This is a genomic window from Methanogenium sp. MK-MG, assembly GCF_009914725.1.
GTDB lineage: Archaea > Halobacteriota > Methanomicrobia > Methanomicrobiales > Methanomicrobiaceae > Methanogenium.
In genome coordinates, this window is record NZ_JAAAWJ010000044.1 from 1 (window position 1) to 16,263 (window position 16,263).

At 46.4% G+C, this 16,263-nt stretch carries 12 protein-coding genes, 1 other RNA gene and 1 pseudogene; 12 read left to right on the plus strand and 2 right to left on the minus strand.

Annotated elements, in window-relative coordinates:
• Positions 1-256 precede the first annotated feature (256 nt).
• Entirely contained in the window at positions 257-403 is a 147-nt protein-coding gene (locus MKMG_RS11460) for a hypothetical protein (protein ID WP_216842887.1), read from the minus strand.
• Positions 404-716: 313 nt separating this feature from the next.
• Between MKMG_RS11460 and MKMG_RS07500 the strand changes: the two genes are divergently transcribed.
• The 9 genes from MKMG_RS07500 to MKMG_RS07540 all read left to right on the plus strand — a co-directional run bounded on the left by MKMG_RS07500 (position 717) and on the right by MKMG_RS07540 (position 13,635).
• Positions 717-2,051, plus strand: coding sequence for a DNA methyltransferase (locus MKMG_RS07500; RefSeq protein ID WP_216842888.1), 1,335 nt, complete (start codon positions 717-719; stop codon positions 2,049-2,051).
• Between the two features lie 36 nt (positions 2,052-2,087).
• Complete coding sequence (locus tag MKMG_RS07505) at positions 2,088-3,215, plus strand: FRG domain-containing protein (RefSeq protein ID WP_165077013.1); 1,128 nt, start codon at positions 2,088-2,090, stop codon at positions 3,213-3,215.
• 365 nt (positions 3,216-3,580) lie between these two features.
• Positions 3,581-4,750: an AAA family ATPase gene (locus MKMG_RS07510; RefSeq protein WP_165077015.1), complete on the plus strand. Its 1,170-nt coding sequence runs from the start codon at positions 3,581-3,583 to the stop codon at positions 4,748-4,750.
• Positions 4,750-5,634: a hypothetical protein gene (locus tag MKMG_RS07515; RefSeq protein ID WP_165077017.1), complete on the plus strand. Its 885-nt coding sequence runs from the start codon at positions 4,750-4,752 to the stop codon at positions 5,632-5,634. The genes MKMG_RS07510 and MKMG_RS07515 overlap by 1 nt, the downstream gene beginning before the upstream one ends.
• A gap of 817 nt (positions 5,635-6,451) precedes the next feature.
• On the plus strand, positions 6,452-7,510 hold the full coding sequence (locus MKMG_RS07520) for a hypothetical protein (RefSeq protein ID WP_165077019.1): 1,059 nt from the start codon (positions 6,452-6,454) through the stop codon (positions 7,508-7,510).
• On the plus strand, positions 7,507-7,791 hold the full coding sequence (locus MKMG_RS07525; protein ID WP_165077021.1) for a hypothetical protein: 285 nt from the start codon (positions 7,507-7,509) through the stop codon (positions 7,789-7,791). Before MKMG_RS07520 ends, MKMG_RS07525 begins: the two co-directional genes overlap by 4 nt.
• A 154-nt stretch (positions 7,792-7,945) precedes the next feature.
• Positions 7,946-10,846 (plus strand): helicase-related protein, encoded by a 2,901-nt coding sequence (locus MKMG_RS07530; RefSeq protein WP_165077023.1) that lies wholly within the window; start codon positions 7,946-7,948, stop codon positions 10,844-10,846.
• A 1-nt stretch (position 10,847) separates the two neighbouring features.
• On the plus strand, positions 10,848-12,890 hold the full coding sequence (gene pglZ, locus MKMG_RS07535) for a BREX-3 system phosphatase PglZ (RefSeq protein WP_165077025.1): 2,043 nt from the start codon (positions 10,848-10,850) through the stop codon (positions 12,888-12,890).
• Positions 12,877-13,635: a hypothetical protein gene (locus tag MKMG_RS07540; protein WP_165077026.1), complete on the plus strand. Its 759-nt coding sequence runs from the start codon at positions 12,877-12,879 to the stop codon at positions 13,633-13,635. The genes pglZ and MKMG_RS07540 overlap by 14 nt, the downstream gene beginning before the upstream one ends.
• Positions 13,636-14,223: 588 nt before the next feature.
• Here the strand turns inward: MKMG_RS07540 and MKMG_RS07545 are convergent.
• The gene (locus tag MKMG_RS07545; protein WP_254059125.1) at positions 14,224-15,156 is read right to left on the minus strand and encodes a metallophosphoesterase; all 933 of its coding nucleotides are present in this window, start codon (positions 15,154-15,156) and stop codon (positions 14,224-14,226) included.
• Positions 15,157-15,388: 232 nt separating this feature from the next.
• On the opposite strand from MKMG_RS07545, the gene MKMG_RS07550 reads away from it, so the two are divergent.
• From MKMG_RS07550 to MKMG_RS07560, 3 genes and pseudogenes are all read left to right on the plus strand, one after another.
• On the plus strand, positions 15,389-15,583 hold the full coding sequence (locus MKMG_RS07550) for a hypothetical protein (protein ID WP_165077027.1): 195 nt from the start codon (positions 15,389-15,391) through the stop codon (positions 15,581-15,583).
• 12 nt (positions 15,584-15,595) lie between these two features.
• An RNA gene (gene ffs / locus MKMG_RS07555) (signal recognition particle sRNA) lies at positions 15,596-15,911 on the plus strand.
• 13 nt (positions 15,912-15,924) lie between these two features.
• Positions 15,925-16,263, plus strand: a pseudogene (locus MKMG_RS07560) (malate dehydrogenase); the annotation flags it as partial.

Sequence of the window (16,263 nt, forward strand, 5' to 3'; positions counted from 1 at the left end):
CCGGTACAACCGATATCGGCAGAATCAACTACACCGTCTGGTCTGATGTCTTTGTCTGCCCAGAATGTGCAGAAGAAATCGTCTTCTGGGAGGTGGCGGTTGACAAAGAGGCAGGCAAAGTCATGGACGAATTCCCGTGCCCCCACTGTTCTGCACTCCTGACAAAACGCAAAATGCAGAGAGCATGGATCACAAAGTACGACACCGCCATCGGTGAGACCATCCGGCAGGCAAAGCAGATACCAGTGCTAGTCAATTACACTGTCGGGAAGAAACGGCATGAGAAGGTGCCGGATGCATTTGACTGCGCATTGATTGCGATGATCGAGGCGATGGAGATTCCGTACTGGTATCCGACCGAGCGGTTGCCGGATGGGAAAGAAACACGGCGTAATGATCCCATTGGACTTACCCATGTACATCATTTCTATACGAAGAGGAATCTTGAAGCCTTATCTAAAATGCTAGATCTCATTGACAATGCTGAACAATATTTGTTTAAATTTTTGTTCACGAGTATGATCAATCGAGCAACCAAGATGAACAGAATTCATATTAATAATTATTTTTTTGGAGGTGGGGGGTGTAATGCAGGTTATCTAAAAGGAACCCTATATGTCTCTTCAATTCCAATTGAAACATCCATAATTGAACAAATCAGTGATCGAATCAAATGGTTTGGAAGAGCTATAACAAAACTATCCACATTAAATAAGATGCCAATTATCTCAACAAATTCATCAGATACATCCCTAACACCACATAATTCAATAGATTATATTTTCACTGATCCACCTTTCGGTGGCAACCTAATGTACTCAGAACTGAATTTTTTCTGGGAAGCATGGCTAAAGGTCCGTACCAATAATTTGCCTGAAGCCATTGAAAACTCTGTCCAGAAAAAGGGTCCTAATGAATACCGGGCCCTGATGACCGAATGTTTCCGAGAAGCCTACCGCATACTCAAACCGGGCCGATGGATGACCGTCGAGTTTTCCAATACAAAGGCTGCGGTCTGGAACAGCATCCAGACAGCACTTTCCGATGCCGGATTCATCGTTGCAAATGTATCAGCACTGGATAAAAAACAGGGTAGTTTCAAGGCAGTCACCACCACTACCGCTGTCAAACAGGATCTCATCATATCCGCATACAAACCAAACGGCGGGTTTGAAGACCGCTTTGTCACCGAACAGGGGACGGAAGAGGGCGTCTGGGATTTTGTGAAGACACACCTGAAGTATCTGCCAGTGATAAAGATGCAGGGTAAAGAAATGGTCACGATTCCGGAGCGGGATCACCGCATCCTATTTGACCAGATGGTAGCCTACTATGTCAAAAAAGGTTACATGGTCCCTATATCAAGCCCGGAATTCCAGATCGGACTGGAGCAGCGATTCATCGGACGGGACGGGATGTACTTTTTGCCAAAGCAGGTCTCGGAGTACGACAAAAAGAAACTCTCCGGCGCATCGATTGCCCAGACCACCCTTTTTGTCACCGATGAGGCATCCGCGATTCAGTGGCTCAGGCTGCATCTCAAGGAAAAGCCCCAGACATTCCAGGAAGTTCACCCCGAGTTCATACAGGAGACCCAGCGGGGCTGGAGCAAGAACGAGGTCGGGCTCGAACTTGGCACCCTTCTCGAACAGAACTTCCTGAAGTACGATGGCACAGGTGAGGTGCCGTCCCAGATTCACCGGTATCTCTCCTCGAACTGGAAGGAGTTTAGGAATCTCCCGAAGGATGACCAAGGGCTGAAGAAGAAGGCCACCGACCGGTGGTATGTGCCTGACCCCAACAAGGCGGCTGATCTGGAGAAACTGCGGGAGCGGGCTCTCCTGCGGGAGTTCGATGGGTATACCGGGGAGACCAAACGGCTGAAGGTCTTCCGGATTGAAGCGGTTCGGGCCGGGTTTAAGAAAGCGTGGCAGGAGAAGGACTACCGGATTATTATTGCCGTTGCTAAGCGGATCCCGCCGAAAGTTTTGGAGGAAGACCCAAAACTGTTGATGTGGTATGATCAGGCGGTGACGAGGGTGGGGGAGTGAAATCCCCCTAGCGATTCAAATGATTATATTGAATAAATGATTAAAGATCTTCAAGAATGTGATCAATTGACCGAACAGGAAATTGAACCTCCGAAAGGAAATATCGCCGTGAAAAATGTGGCCGAATATCTTGATGCCATTAAAGACCTGATAGTATCCGAATATGGAAAGTTTGCGTTCAGAGGACAAGGTGACATCTCACATCCAATCCGTTCGACAGCTGCAAGAAGACTTGGCTTTACTCAATCGCAAAGTGACAGTTTTCAGAAATTTATTAATTACAACTGTGATTTGATTTCCAATGCAAAACTTAAGGGTTATGATAAGAAAGGAAACAGAACTCTGGAAGAACTTGAACTTATGGCAGAACTCCAACATCATGGTGCTGCAACTGCATTAATCGATTTCACGTATTCTTCTTTGGTTGCGCTATATTTTGCATCTGTAAACGATCCAGGTAAAGACGGGGTCGTATATGTCATTAATATTCATGATTTTGACAAATTCCAAAAAATTGATAGTGATAATTCAGGATGGAAATTTGAGAAATATCTGGAAGAAGAGAAGGATCATCTCTGGGTATGGGAACCTTCTGATTTGAATAACCGAATCCCAAAACAGCATTCACTATTCATTTTTGGAGAACCTGATATTAACGACAAATCGATAAAAAGTGTTAGAATTAATGCAGATTATAAATCCCAAATATTATCTGAATTACAGGATTTACATGATATCGGTGGTCTAACTCTCTTTAATGACATGGTAGGATTTGCATCAGAAAATTGCTGTGAAAAACCATACTATTCCAAAGAATATCTGAAACACATGAATAAAGCAAAATCAATGTGGGTCATTGGTGATTGCAATAAAGGTGAAATACTGGAACACGTGGAAGAAGCCCTGAAAATTAACCCCATTTCCTACGAGGCTCTCATATTTTGTGCCGATATTAAACATCAATTAAAAGATTACCCCAGTGTAATTGAGATCTGTAATCGGATTCTTGATAATAATTCAGATTATGCAATAGCTCTTTTCTTACGTGCGAATTCATATTATGAAATGGGTCAATTAGAATATGCAAAGAGGGATATAAGGCGTTCATTTGAAATAAGACAGGATAACCCACACGCTGCGCTGCTGTTCATGAAATTGAATTAAGTTTGATTTCTTCCATATTTCCAAACACTAAATATCAGAATATTTTGTCGTTTTCGCCATTACAAATGAAGAACCCTTGATCATTCGCCCTGCAACTCATCTCACTTCAGGGGGGCCTTTCCTCCTTCCCCCAACACACATTTTATGGAGGAATAGAACCCACAAGCCAGCCGAAACCTGAGAATGAAATATACAGGGTCTCAAATCCATATGCAACCCGCTTCATGGGAGAAATTATGTTGCCATTGACAACCAGTGACAGAAAATTACAGGGGAGAGTGAAGTATCCGGACCCCAATTCTCTGAAAAAGACATATAAGGATGCACCCATCAGATCAATATACAGATACCACGGGAGGGAGAAGATGTCAGGAACAGAACCGTCTTTCAGAATAAACAACCTTGAAATACATAACTACCGGGGAATCAAAGACCTGAACCTTGATTTCTTCCACCCCCGCATGGCATATGACCCCGACATCATGGTCATCGGCAGCAAGAACGGACTGGGCAAGACATCTATTCTTGAGTGCTGTGCCATTCTCATGCTCCTAATAAAGGAGGAGAAGGGATCTTATTTCATAGACAGACGGAAAATCCATTCTTCCATCAATATACCCGACCTCCTGATCCATGGTGGCAGTGATGAAGCCAGAATCTCCGGAGAGATTGAATATTATTCCCAAAGTGAAAATGCCGAAAATATCGGGATAACTATTTCAATCAACCGGGACGACACGATTCATATTCAGAAGACACCGTTCCAATATGACCTCAACAGATGGACAGGCGGAGAAATATCGGAAAAAACATCCAATAATAATCTGAAAAGCAATGTCCAACAGGACCTATTCCTCAGAAATGAAGGCTTAAACAAAGAATTCTATCACTTCCTCAACATCATCAGCGGTGCCGATGAAAACCCCCTCATCACCGAGAGCTGTCTCTTCTTCCACAGTTTCCGCAAAGTAATGGAGGGGAAACCACAGCTTGGGGACATGGTCGGTGACGACACCCCCCGGTCAGTCAGGATACGAAACCAGCCATCCCGTATCAGTTCATTCAAACTGACCATCCTCCGAATGATGATGGGACAGGCAGACCTCTTTGAAACTGAGAGCTCCACAACAGAAGATACCAAAGCAATGAAAGTTCTGGACAATCTGATGCAGACTTACGCCGCGGCCACGTTCAGCAAACTCCGCCCGTCAAAGGACAACTCCATCGACATAAGAATCAGACCGGTTCATGATGTTGAATCAGATACCTATTCCTTTGACGGCCTCAGCTCCGGCCAGAAAGAGATCATATCGACGCTCTTCATGATCTGGAATACTACATACACCACCCCTTCTGTTGTCCTCATCGATGAACCGGAGATGCACCTCAATGCTGAATGGCACAGGACGTTCATCCGCAACCTCCTTGAACTGGCACCGGAGAACCAATACATTATCTCAACTCACTCCGAAGAGGTGATGGACACCGTCAATAAAGAGAACCGGATATTACTTCTGCCGGGGAATGATGAATAATGGTCTCCATCCGGAGGAACCCTCAGGCAGAAGAGACAACCTTTGGCGCAGGCCATAAACTCTTTGTCGAGGGAGACAATGAGAACTCCATCGATCCAATCATTCTTCGCAGACTCCTGAATGACACCATCACTGTTCGTCCACTGGGCCCTTCAACCCACATCAGAAGTGCCGCAAAATCCCTCCACTGGGATCACCCGACCTACTACTTCCTCATTGACCGTGACCACTTCGATGATGAAATGGTTGAGGCATGCTGGAAGAGATTCCCTGACCCCGAACAGGACAATCTTCTCATATGGCGCCTGCGTGAACTCGAAAATTACTTCCTTGACCCTGCATTCCTTGCCAGATCAGAATTCTGCACAGTATCTCAGGAAAGACTCGAATCTGAGATCCTTGCAGTCGCTCAAAGAAGGCTCTTTATGGAGACGGCAAATCTGGCACTCATAAAAATCAGGGAAGATTTGAAGGAAAACTGGATTAAAATATTCAAAAACCCCGATGAATTTTCCGACAGGGATGAGACCATTGAACGGTTGATCGAGGCCCTCCATGCCAAAGAATTTACTAAAAAAGTATGGGACACACTGAAAAGAGATGAGATCATTCATCTCTTTGAACACTACTCACACGAGATTTCCGGTGGCAGCGGCAAAATATCATTTGAAAATCCCGTATGGCTGAAATATATCAAGGGAAAACCGGTACTCTCATCCGTCATTGGCAAACCATCTTTTTTTGAGGTGAAAGACCGGGAAGGAAATTCCATCTCGGGCAGAGATAAGATCAACATAATCTGTGATCGTCTTTTGATGGACAGGGACGTGAAAAAACCGGATGACTTCATCCAGCTCAAACGGCTCATTGAAGACCGGGTTTAACCTCATAAAGTGTGATGCCCTGATGCACATCTTCCTGCGGAATGTGAATGAAACAGGAGATGTTTACAATGTTACAAGAGCTTTGCATAAAAAAACAGCAAATATTGCAAAGACAAACAACGTGCAGAATTCCCATTCTAATACAAAAGAGGGTACTATAGGAGATAGAAGTACAGAGAGTACAGGCACTTTGCGTACTTTACATGGGGTAACGGAGCAATCCGTATGTGGTATCCGGTACGTGTGGGTATGTCTATGACTCGTGCAACATTGCAAAGACTCCAAAAATTTAGCAATACGGACCCCAATTAATGATCAGGACCTATATGGACAGAATAAGTGTTTGCAAACAAGATTGCAAAGCTTTGCAAAGCTTTGCAAAGCCCTGCAAAGGTCCAAAAAACAACGTGAACCGGGGCCACCCCTCACCATCCCGTATATTTCAGGGAAGGAAACGAGAAGTGAGATCCTTTCCCGGTATCGGGAACTGCTGGTATATCAGCGAACCGCCGCCAAAAACAAGATCCTCCACATCCTGGAAGTATCACAGATCCGGTTGTCCCATATATGACCAATATCTTTGGAAAGGTTGGCACCCACATGGTTAAAGTTTTTGGTTGAACCCGCATCCAGACCCTTCCCAAAGGGAGAAAATGATTATATCCATAATGATTATACCTATAATCATTAGGTCTTCTATGCCAGGGAACGGGAACTTCAACTCCTTCAGAAGGTATATATAAACTAAAATCAGGTAATTTTCATAGGAATTATTCTTTAGATACCAGAGCGTATCCATCAGAATACCGCCAAAACCATGCCCGACAATACCGCATTCAACGTTGTAATAAAATCGACAAAACCAGGCGAAGAGGCAGTACCTGCGGTCATCTTTGCCGACTATATCAAAGCGGTACAGACCATCGCATATACCGCCGGGGACTACCTCCTGAAAAACCCATACCGCTCAGGTGGGGATGTCCCGAAGAAGGTCAAAAACAACTGCACTCTCATCTTCCGGGACCTGAAAATAGGCAGCATTGATGCCACCCTCGCCGTTCAGCCGCAAAACCACACCCTCCCTGAGATGAGTTCAGTCTGTATGCAGGCATGTGATATCATTCAAAAGAGCTTCCGGGTGGCAAACGAGGCTGATGACATCAACACCACATTGTTCGGAACTATTCCGGATGAATTCAGAAACGACAGGATCCTCAAAGAGATTGAAAAGATCTGGCCGGACGAGACTGCAGGCTACTCTATAGAAATGCAGTACCCGGAGAGTGAACCCATCACCCTCTCACCGAAACGAAAACTGATGATCCAGCAGGCCAACCGTAAAAAACCACACAAATACTCAGCAGAAATTTACGGCAGGGTGGTGGAAGTAAGGGTGGACGAAAAACCGATATTCGAACTCAATACCACTATCGGGGTTGTCGGGGGCCACTATGAAAATGTTCATGCAGACCTTATTCCATCACTTCTCGGAACGTTTGTACAAATAAACGGTGTGATCACCGAGACTGGCCACAAAAAAGAGATTGTCATCGGCCCCACACCGGAAGCAATCAAAACGGTGGATGTCATCCCTCTCACAAAGATCGTTTCCGATACCAAAGATCCGATTGACCTCGCAACACCCCTTGTAATCGATGTCCTCTGGGACGCAGAGGAAAATGAGTTCATCCTCTCAAATGAAGAATATCGCCTTCTCGGGGTTGCAGATTCCCTTCAGGCTGCGATGCAGGAAATTGAACACGGCGTCCTCTTTCTCCGTGACGAATATCTGAGAGAAGAAGACGGGAACCTGACACAGGGTGCGCAAGAACTCAAATCACGCTTACAGGCGCTTTTTTCCTGTGGTGCCGAATGACGACAAGAAAATCCGGAAGAATTGAGAAAGCCCTCACAAAGAAGGGGTTTTCCAAAGAACAATCGCACCACACGTATTTTATCTTCTTCCATAACGGGAAGAAGACCGGATTATACACCTATCTCAGCCACGGAAAGAAAGAGATCAGTAAAACCCTCCGGTCAAAGATGGCGGATCAACTGCATCTCTCTCCGTCTGATTTTGACGAGGTTATAGACTGCACCAAAAGCAAAGAAGACCTGACCCGGCAGTACGAAGAACACGGCCTTCTGGAACCATAATCCCCCAATAGCACCATCTCCCGATACAAACCGCCATTAAAGCGCCAGACAGGAAAAAACACCAATTTCGCTGGATACGCATACGTTTTTTGTGCATGAACACCCACACTGAAACCAGACCATATAATACCATCCAGGTCCCCGGATACCCCCCATGAATACCAACGAATGGCTCTACAGCACAACTCACACATCTCCCTGCAGACTGCTTGAAGAGAATGAACTCTGGGGACGCATCACCTGCCAGGTCTGGCTCCAGAAGAACGACACCATAGTCACCGTCCCGAAAAAGACATTAGAGCCACTCAGCAGAGGGAGAGAGAACGTAACCCCGTACCATATACGATACCTCGCATCCGCTGCAAAGGTCGCTGATATCCTTGACCGCACAGCAGATGACGGAGGTATACTCCTTGCTCCCATTGAATCCAGTGTCATTCCTCTTCCACATCAAATAACTGCATTAACCCGTGCTCTCTCAGAAGACAGAATCCGGTACCTGCTTGCCGATGAAGTGGGTCTGGGTAAAACAATTGAAGCAGGACTGATACTCAAGGAGCTAAAACTCCGGGGACGGGTGAAACGCATCCTCGTTGTGTCACCCAAGGGACTCACAGAACAGTGGGTCTCTGAGATGAAGACCCATTTTAACGAAGATTTCAGTATCGTCCTTCCCGAAGACATCCGGACACTGAAGAAAGTAACATCCGCAATCAACCTGAACACACCCGATACCAATGGCCGGACCCATGCAGAAACAAATCCCTGGACCGTTTTCAGTCAGGTGATTACCTCAATGGACTCGGTAAAACCACTGGAACGCCGCAAAGGATGGTCAAAAGAAAGAGTTGATACCCATAATAAAGACCGGTTCGGTGATCTCATCTCTGCCGGCTGGGATCTGATCATCATCGATGAATCACATCGGCTGGGCGGAAGCACCGACCTTGTCGCACGCCATAAACTAGGAAAAGGGCTTGCGGGATGCACCCCCTATCTGTTGCTCCTCTCAGCAACACCACACCAGGGAAAATCAGATGCATTTTTCAGGCTCATATCACTCCTGGACCCAAAGATGTTTCCCGCCCCGGATATCATATCCCGGGAAACCGTTGAACCATATGTCATCAGAACCGTGAAGAGAAACGCAATCGATGCAATGGGAAATCCTCTCTTCAAACCACGGACAACCACACTACACCCTGTCCGGTGGGAAGAACACCACCGCAGACAAGAGGAACTCTATGACGCAGTCACAGAGTATATTAAAATCGGATATAACGAGGCAATCAGTGAAAATAAACAGTATATCGGCTTTCTCATGGTACTCATGCAGAGACTGGTCGTCTCAAGTACTGCTGCTATTGAACGCACTCTTGAACGCCGTCTGGATGTACTGTCCGAAACGGGGCCTACATTCTCACAGCAAACAAGAACAGACCAATCTCTGACAGAAGAAGAAATCTATGATCTGGACGGTCAGCACCTGCTTGAAACAATACTTGAGAGAAAGGACAGTGCCCTTGCCCACGAATCAGAGGAAGTCAGAACACTCCTGGACCTTGCACGGGAATGTCGTCAGACAGGCCCTGATGTAAAGGCAGAGGCACTTTTAGAGATCATCTTCCGGTTACGTCAGGAAGAACAGAGCCCTGATCTAAAGATACTCATCTTCACAGAATTTATTCCAACACAGGAGATGCTTCACTCATTCCTGCAGGAGAGAGGGTTCACAGCCGAAATACTGAACGGCACAATGTCCCTTGAAGAGAGAAACCGTGCCCAGGCCGGTTTTATGGGGAAGGCACAGTTCTTAATCTCAACGGATGCCGGAGGGGAGGGACTAAACCTTCAGTTCTGTCATGTGGTGATAAACTATGATATCCCGTGGAATCCGATGCGACTTGAACAGAGAATCGGAAGAGTGGACAGAATTGGTCAGGCACATCGGGTAAAGGCCATCAACTTTGTCTTCGAAAATTCAGTGGAGTTCAGGGTCAGAGAAGTACTGGAAGAAAAACTTGCGGTCATCTATGAGGAATTCGGTATAGACAAAACAGGCGATGTCCTGGATTCAGCCATTGCAGGACAAATATTCGAAAACCTGTTTATTGATGCTATCATAAGCCCCGATACCATCAATACGTCAGTGGATCAGGCAGTCGGTAAAATTCAGGATGAACTGCAGGATATTGATAAAAATTCAGTCATCACTCAGATAACAAATATCCCCGATATGGACGTATCGGAAAAAATCCGTGGCCACCCATTCCCTTCCTGGATTGAGAATATGACAATCGCATATCTGCTGTCGCATCAGGGAAAAATAATAAAACGACTGGATTCCTGCAGTATCACCTGGCCGGACGGAACAGAATACCGGAATGCGATATTTTCAGAAACATGCATTGGGAATATACCCGGTGTTGTGCACCTCACTCCGGAAGAAACCCATATCAAAGAACTCATAACAACCATTCATGAATGGTCGCCCAACATTCTGATCCCTCACATGTGGATGCCTGAACTCCCTCCAGATATCCGCGGATACTGGGGACTATTTGAAGTTGGATTCAGCTACGAAAAACCCATTCTAAAGAGTGACACTCTCCGGTTCATCCCTGCCAAAAAAAGAGCATTCATGCCGGTTTTCATCTCAGAAGATGGAACAATATTCAGACAGACTGCCCGGTTCATCTGGGATCGCCTGCTATCACATTATTATGAGATCACCACCGTTTCAGATCAAAAAGAATCACAGATGATATCCCGGAAATTGATGGATGAAGCAAAGATTTCTGGTGGAGAATTCTATAATGAACTACAGGAGCAGCATCTGAAGAATATTCAGACCGAAGAGATGCGGGCAGAACGATCCTTTCGTGCCAGAAAAACAGCAATAGAACAGTTAGGACTTGATGAAGTCCGTTCATACCGCCTCAGAGAACTCAAAAATGAACAAAACAAATGGAAAAAAGAGATCGCTTCAGCTGAGGCAATTATTCCCAGACTCAGGCCGGTAGTGATGCTCAGAATACAAAAGAGTGAGAACTGACATGAAAACCTGGCGTGACATCATCCTGAATGAATTTGTATCCAATGTCTGCAGACTTACTCTGGTAGCTGACCCCGATGGATTACTCACCGAAGAACATCTCGTACTGGAGTTACGCGAAAGAGGATTTGACATCATCGAGTACGAAGATGCGATATCATTCAGGTATGCATATGAAACAAAATACCGGTCTCTCTGGGATAAAGGAATTACAACTGATCTGGTCGTAGTCCTGAGAACGGAGGAATCGAATCTAAAAAATCTGCCATATGATCTCCTTGAAAAAGGACGGGAATTATCATTCAGTCTCGCAAAAATATTTCCTCACCTGAGCAGTCCAATCATTGCACATCTTGATAAAAGATATCTCGAACCAATTTTTGAAATTCAGCAGACCCACTGCAAAGAAAGGATTGGAGATAACGCAACAAAGGATTTCATCCTGGAATATGTGTTCGGAATTAAAGTGGATCTGATAAAAACAACTCCTGATCTTCTGAATACCCTTCTGATTATCCACTACTCAGATATTCAGATACCAGAGATACTGAACCAGCGGATTGCAGCACAACTCCAGAAAAAGCCTGAGTTCCAGGAATGGCCACTCGATGAACTGTTTCAGGTAAAAAATGCTTTTTTTGAATTTTTACAGGAACGATGGCCATATTTTGTTTCTTCATACATTCCGGGTGAAGATGAAAAAACAGAGAATGTCCAGTCAAAAGGGAATGCATATGGCCTGAAGCATCAGGGGCCGGTCCATCTGCCATTTGATCATGAAAAAGTCAAAATCTACATTGACGATCTCTTTGTCGAAGGAAAACTGCAACCGGTGTCATGCAAAAACCATGACAGCTTAAAAGAGACATGGGTTCGGTTTGGCATAACAGACGAGTCAGAAGAAGAATATACTGCACGTATTCAAAAGAGACTGGGCACCCTTGAAACAACAATTCCCAAAACCGAATCATCTCACTCGGACTGGCTCTCTTATGCAATTGACTTTGCGGAACTGAAGGCAGTAATATATGGAAACAGCCCTTCAAAATTTGCAGTTCCTTCTTCTGTAAAAAACTCCTTTGAATGCCTTTCAGACAGAATAGATACGACATTCCAGGACTGGCTGCAGAACCGGTATAAGACTCTCATCAGCCTGCCACCAATACCCCCTGTAATCGTCAGCCAGATACCCCGCTATCTTGAACGGAAACGGGAAGACAATACATCACCAAAAACGGCACTCATTGTTATTGATGGACTCTCCCTGAGTCAGTGGTTCTCCATTAAAAAAATCCTGCAGTCACAGGATCCTGAATTTGAATGCAGAGACCAGAGCATATTTGCTTGGATTCCAACACTGACCAGTGTTTCACGCCAGGCTATATTTTCAGGAACATCTCCCGGCTATTTCCCGGATTACATCAACACGACTTCCCGGGAACCAAAAGCATGGAAAAATTACTGGGAAAATCAGGGGATTCCCAGTACAAAAATCACATACAAAGGAAATCTCCAGGATGAAGACATTGAGGAATACCTGCATTCAGAATTCAATCCACAGATGATAGAGATTGCAGGATTTGTCATAAACAAAATCGACAACATCATGCATGGAATGCAGATGGGTGATGAAGGCATGCATAACCAGATTGAGCAGTGGTGCAGACAGGGATACCTTCACACCATGGTATCACATCTTCTGGACAATGACTTCACCATCTGGATCACCTCAGACCATGGTAATGTCAGCAGTACTGGCATTGGAAGACCATCAGAAGGGGCTATTGCGGAGGTTAAAGGTGAACGCGTCCGGATATATAATTCACAAATACTGTGCAGTGAAATTGCAGAAAAATATCCATCTTCACTGGAATGGAAACCACAGGGTCTTCCGGATAATTATTACCCCCTCTTTGCACCAGCAAATTCGGCATTTATTGCAGAAGGGAAAAAATCAGTCACCCATGGTGGCATCTCCATGGACGAAGTGATTGTGCCGTTTGTATCAATAACACGGAGAAAAATACACAATGAAACGGCATGAGATGATAGGGATTAAGCAGGCCGTCCGGCCGGAATGGATGGAAAAAATCTGCGAAATGCTCCTTGCAGGACAGACTGAAAAGGAGATCCGCGCGGAGCTCAAAGACTATCTCTCTGAACGCATGGGCAGAGGCGCAATAGAAAAAAGAAGTGAAACCGCACGTGACTTTGCTGTCGGCATTTTAATGAGAACATGGGCTGGTCCTGATACCGTACTCATTCCGTTGCGCAACGAGGGATTAGTGCGGATACAACATGCATCTGAAGGCGAACGGTTAGCAATCCATCACTGCATGATCTCTGCTGCTTACCCATTCTGGTATACAGTTTCCGGACAGATTGGTATCCTCCTCAGGTTACAGGACACGGTCACCATTCAGCAGATTGTTCAAAGGACAAAGGAGATATATGGCGATCGCCAGACTGTCGAAAGAAACACCAAATTTGTTGTCAGATCACTCTTTTATTGGGGTTTTTTGGATGAGACAGATACACCCGGCTGTTACCAGAAAAGTAATCCAATCCTAATTTCATCTGAAGAAATAAGGAGATGGATGATTGAGGCACAGTTACATGCAATTCCTGAAGGGCGGGCGAATCTTTCAGCATTGCAGGCTGATTTAACACTGTTTCCTTTCATCATCCCACACGTTTCCGGGATTACGGTTACCCGTAATAATGAGAGAATTGATCTCATGCAAAACGGCCTTTCTGATGAGTTGTTAATGCTAAAATCCATGATATAAGCATCCCCAACCATGCACCAAACAAAAAGGACTCACTTCCATTTTTGTGATCTCTGATTTCACCACATTTATCGCATTTTATTTCCAATTGAAGGTTAATTTCTTCGTTTTTTGCCATTTTGGGTTTCAGAAATTCAAAGAAGAGACATTTTTTGTCACCCTTTCTCAATCCTCGCTGACCTCCTCTTTTTGACCCCCTGTTTTAGGGAATCCGGGGGCAAAATGGACGTATTTTCAGCTCATATTTTTTGCCGGAAAAATACGGCTGCAATGCAGGTTATTTGCTCAAATGACGATGTATTGCGGACTATTAAGGGGTCGCTATTGATGGGAATTTTAAGAGGACGTATAGACTGTCTCAACTGAGAACTGCCCTCTCCGGGCCGCTGTGAGGATGGTTTTTCCAAGGCACAGGACCGCAGTACGGGTCATTTAGACATTATTTAGGTATTGTTTGGCCACCTGTACCGGGATGTCGCCAAAAATAAAGAGAATCATAGACCACAGCTGCAGGAGAAAGAGCAGACAGCATCTCCGGTGCTTATCATGATGCCCATCCGGTGCCCATCACGGCTGCATAATCTTTGTCTATCGCGGCCGCACCACATCCGCCCCGTCAATCGGGACTGAAGGATTGATCACCACAATCTCAGGCGGCACATCGAACCGGAGGTCCTGCTCAATCATGCTGGACGATCCTATACCGCGGGTGATGAAGGCTGGCGTCTCGCCCTGTGAACAGAATCCCTGAATATCAACGATCCCTGCTTCCTTAATGATGTCCAGACCCGGTGCACTGAACTGTCCCCCGTGCAGGTGACCGGATAGGATGAGGTCAGCGTCCCAGTCTGCCCGGGCGCCCGGCTCATGGATCATATAGATGGTGAAGGCATCCGTCTCCGGGACGTCCGGCGGATCGGATTTGCCTGCCCATGCATCATCGACACCGACGAGCATGAGCTCCGTTCCCCCGAGATTCAGCAGTTCATACTCATTCTTCATCACATGAACACCGGCGCCTTCGAGGGCTGTGGTGACATCGTCTGCCAGTTTCAGATCAACCAGCGGGTCGTCCTGCAGCATCGAGACATCATATCCGTCCACCGAGAGATCCGCCTCCTGCATTGCAAGCATCTTTGCAGGCCCGTTCAGCCCGTGGACCCCGGCATTGTAATCATGATTGCCGAGGACCGCATAGACCGGCGCGTCAATCTCTGCCCACACGTTCTGGTAACTGAGATCATCCTCGTCACCGGTAACAAAATCCCCCCCTATAAGGACCACTGAGGCATTGAGGGCATTGATCTCTCCTGCCACCGAACTCATAAATGCCAGATTCCCACTCTTCAGGTGCGGGTCTGCGATAAAGACGATATCATTGGGGGCCCCTTCCATCTCAATGACCGTAATCTCGGCCGACTGGCCTTCATATATCATATATCCCCCCATTCCCATAAGGAGGACAAGACCAAACACTGTGGCGTAGATATGCGGAGTATATATTTTGAGCCTGTCTTTCATAAATTCCATATCAATGTATGGGAGCGCGATATAAAGCATTCGGTTTCGTACCCGAAAAACCGCTCCACCAACTATCATCAGTAACGGCAGACTAATACCTGAATAATGAAATGCCAGGTTTGCGGCAGTTCCTGCCTCAAAAAAGCAGCAGATATCACCCGACAGCGTCAACTACCCACGACTGAAGTCGCGGGTAGTTGACCTATGGAGACCTGCAGGAGACACCCTGAAGGTGGCCGATGCCTTCGGGGGCGGAAAAAAACACTACGAGATATGGTGGGGAGACCTGCACCACCTCGCAGATGTACTCCCGGAAAGCGTGGATCTCACGGCGATAGACCTCTTTGGCAAGGAAAACCGGGTTTTGATGACAGATGCCATACACCGGCGGAAGATAGAAACAGGCGGCGAGGTTTTTATTCCATAAGGTCGACACTATATGGGGACTAGCCCGGGTGGTTAGGCGTCACCTGTTGCCCGAAACCGCCGATATGCGGGGGGTGATAGTCCGGAGACGGCTCTGGCGATCTGTCTGAAGCTGCCATTTCCTGACTGCGAAGCCTTGTCCCATGAGGTCAGTGGAGGGGATCTGGATATTCCGTAGGGAATATCCTGCCCCATTGTCGCGGGGACCGGCCCAGGCCCGGAAGGGAGCAGGCTTACCGTGAACATTCGGCGCCCATGGGGGTGCGGGGTGGAGGATGGAGTGGCAGAATACGGCAGGCACGTATTGTCTACCCCGGATATGTCCCTATTTTGGTGTTTTTAATGGGAAAGGTCGCAATCATCGGAGCAAACGGCAACGTTGGTCGGTACACTGCACTTGCGGTTTCGTATATCCCGTATGTCAGTGAACTGCTGTTATTTGGGCGGCCGGGACGGGAGGAGGCGCTGCGCGGCCTCGCATACGATCTCCATGACTCGTTTGCCGCACGTGGCAGCCAGGCAGATGTAAAATACTCCTGTACTCCAAAGGACCTCGAGGGGTCTGATATCATCATCGTGACATCCGGTGTTCCGCGAAAGGAAGGCCAGGACAGAATTGACCTTGCCCACGAGAATGCACGGATGATCTCAGAAGTTGCCGCCATGGTCGGGTGGCATGCA

Coding starts and splice junctions, on each gene's coding strand:
- pglZ (WP_165077025.1), top strand. CDS start 10,848: ATGAAAACCTGGCGTGACATCATCCTGAATGAATTTGTATCCAATGTC.
- MKMG_RS07505 (WP_165077013.1), top strand. CDS start 2,088: ATGATTAAAGATCTTCAAGAATGTGATCAATTGACCGAACAGGAAATT.
- MKMG_RS07515 (WP_165077017.1), top strand. CDS start 4,750: ATGGTCTCCATCCGGAGGAACCCTCAGGCAGAAGAGACAACCTTTGGC.
- MKMG_RS07530 (WP_165077023.1), top strand. CDS start 7,946: ATGAATACCAACGAATGGCTCTACAGCACAACTCACACATCTCCCTGC.
- MKMG_RS07540 (WP_165077026.1), top strand. CDS start 12,877: ATGAAACGGCATGAGATGATAGGGATTAAGCAGGCCGTCCGGCCGGAA.
- MKMG_RS07520 (WP_165077019.1), top strand. CDS start 6,452: ATGCCCGACAATACCGCATTCAACGTTGTAATAAAATCGACAAAACCA.
- MKMG_RS11460 (WP_216842887.1), bottom strand. CDS start 403: ATGGGATCATTACGCCGTGTTTCTTTCCCATCCGGCAACCGCTCGGTC.
- MKMG_RS07525 (WP_165077021.1), top strand. CDS start 7,507: ATGACGACAAGAAAATCCGGAAGAATTGAGAAAGCCCTCACAAAGAAG.
- MKMG_RS07500 (WP_216842888.1), top strand. CDS start 717: ATGCCAATTATCTCAACAAATTCATCAGATACATCCCTAACACCACAT.
- MKMG_RS07510 (WP_165077015.1), top strand. CDS start 3,581: ATGTCAGGAACAGAACCGTCTTTCAGAATAAACAACCTTGAAATACAT.
- MKMG_RS07545 (WP_254059125.1), bottom strand. CDS start 15,156: ATGAAAGACAGGCTCAAAATATATACTCCGCATATCTACGCCACAGTG.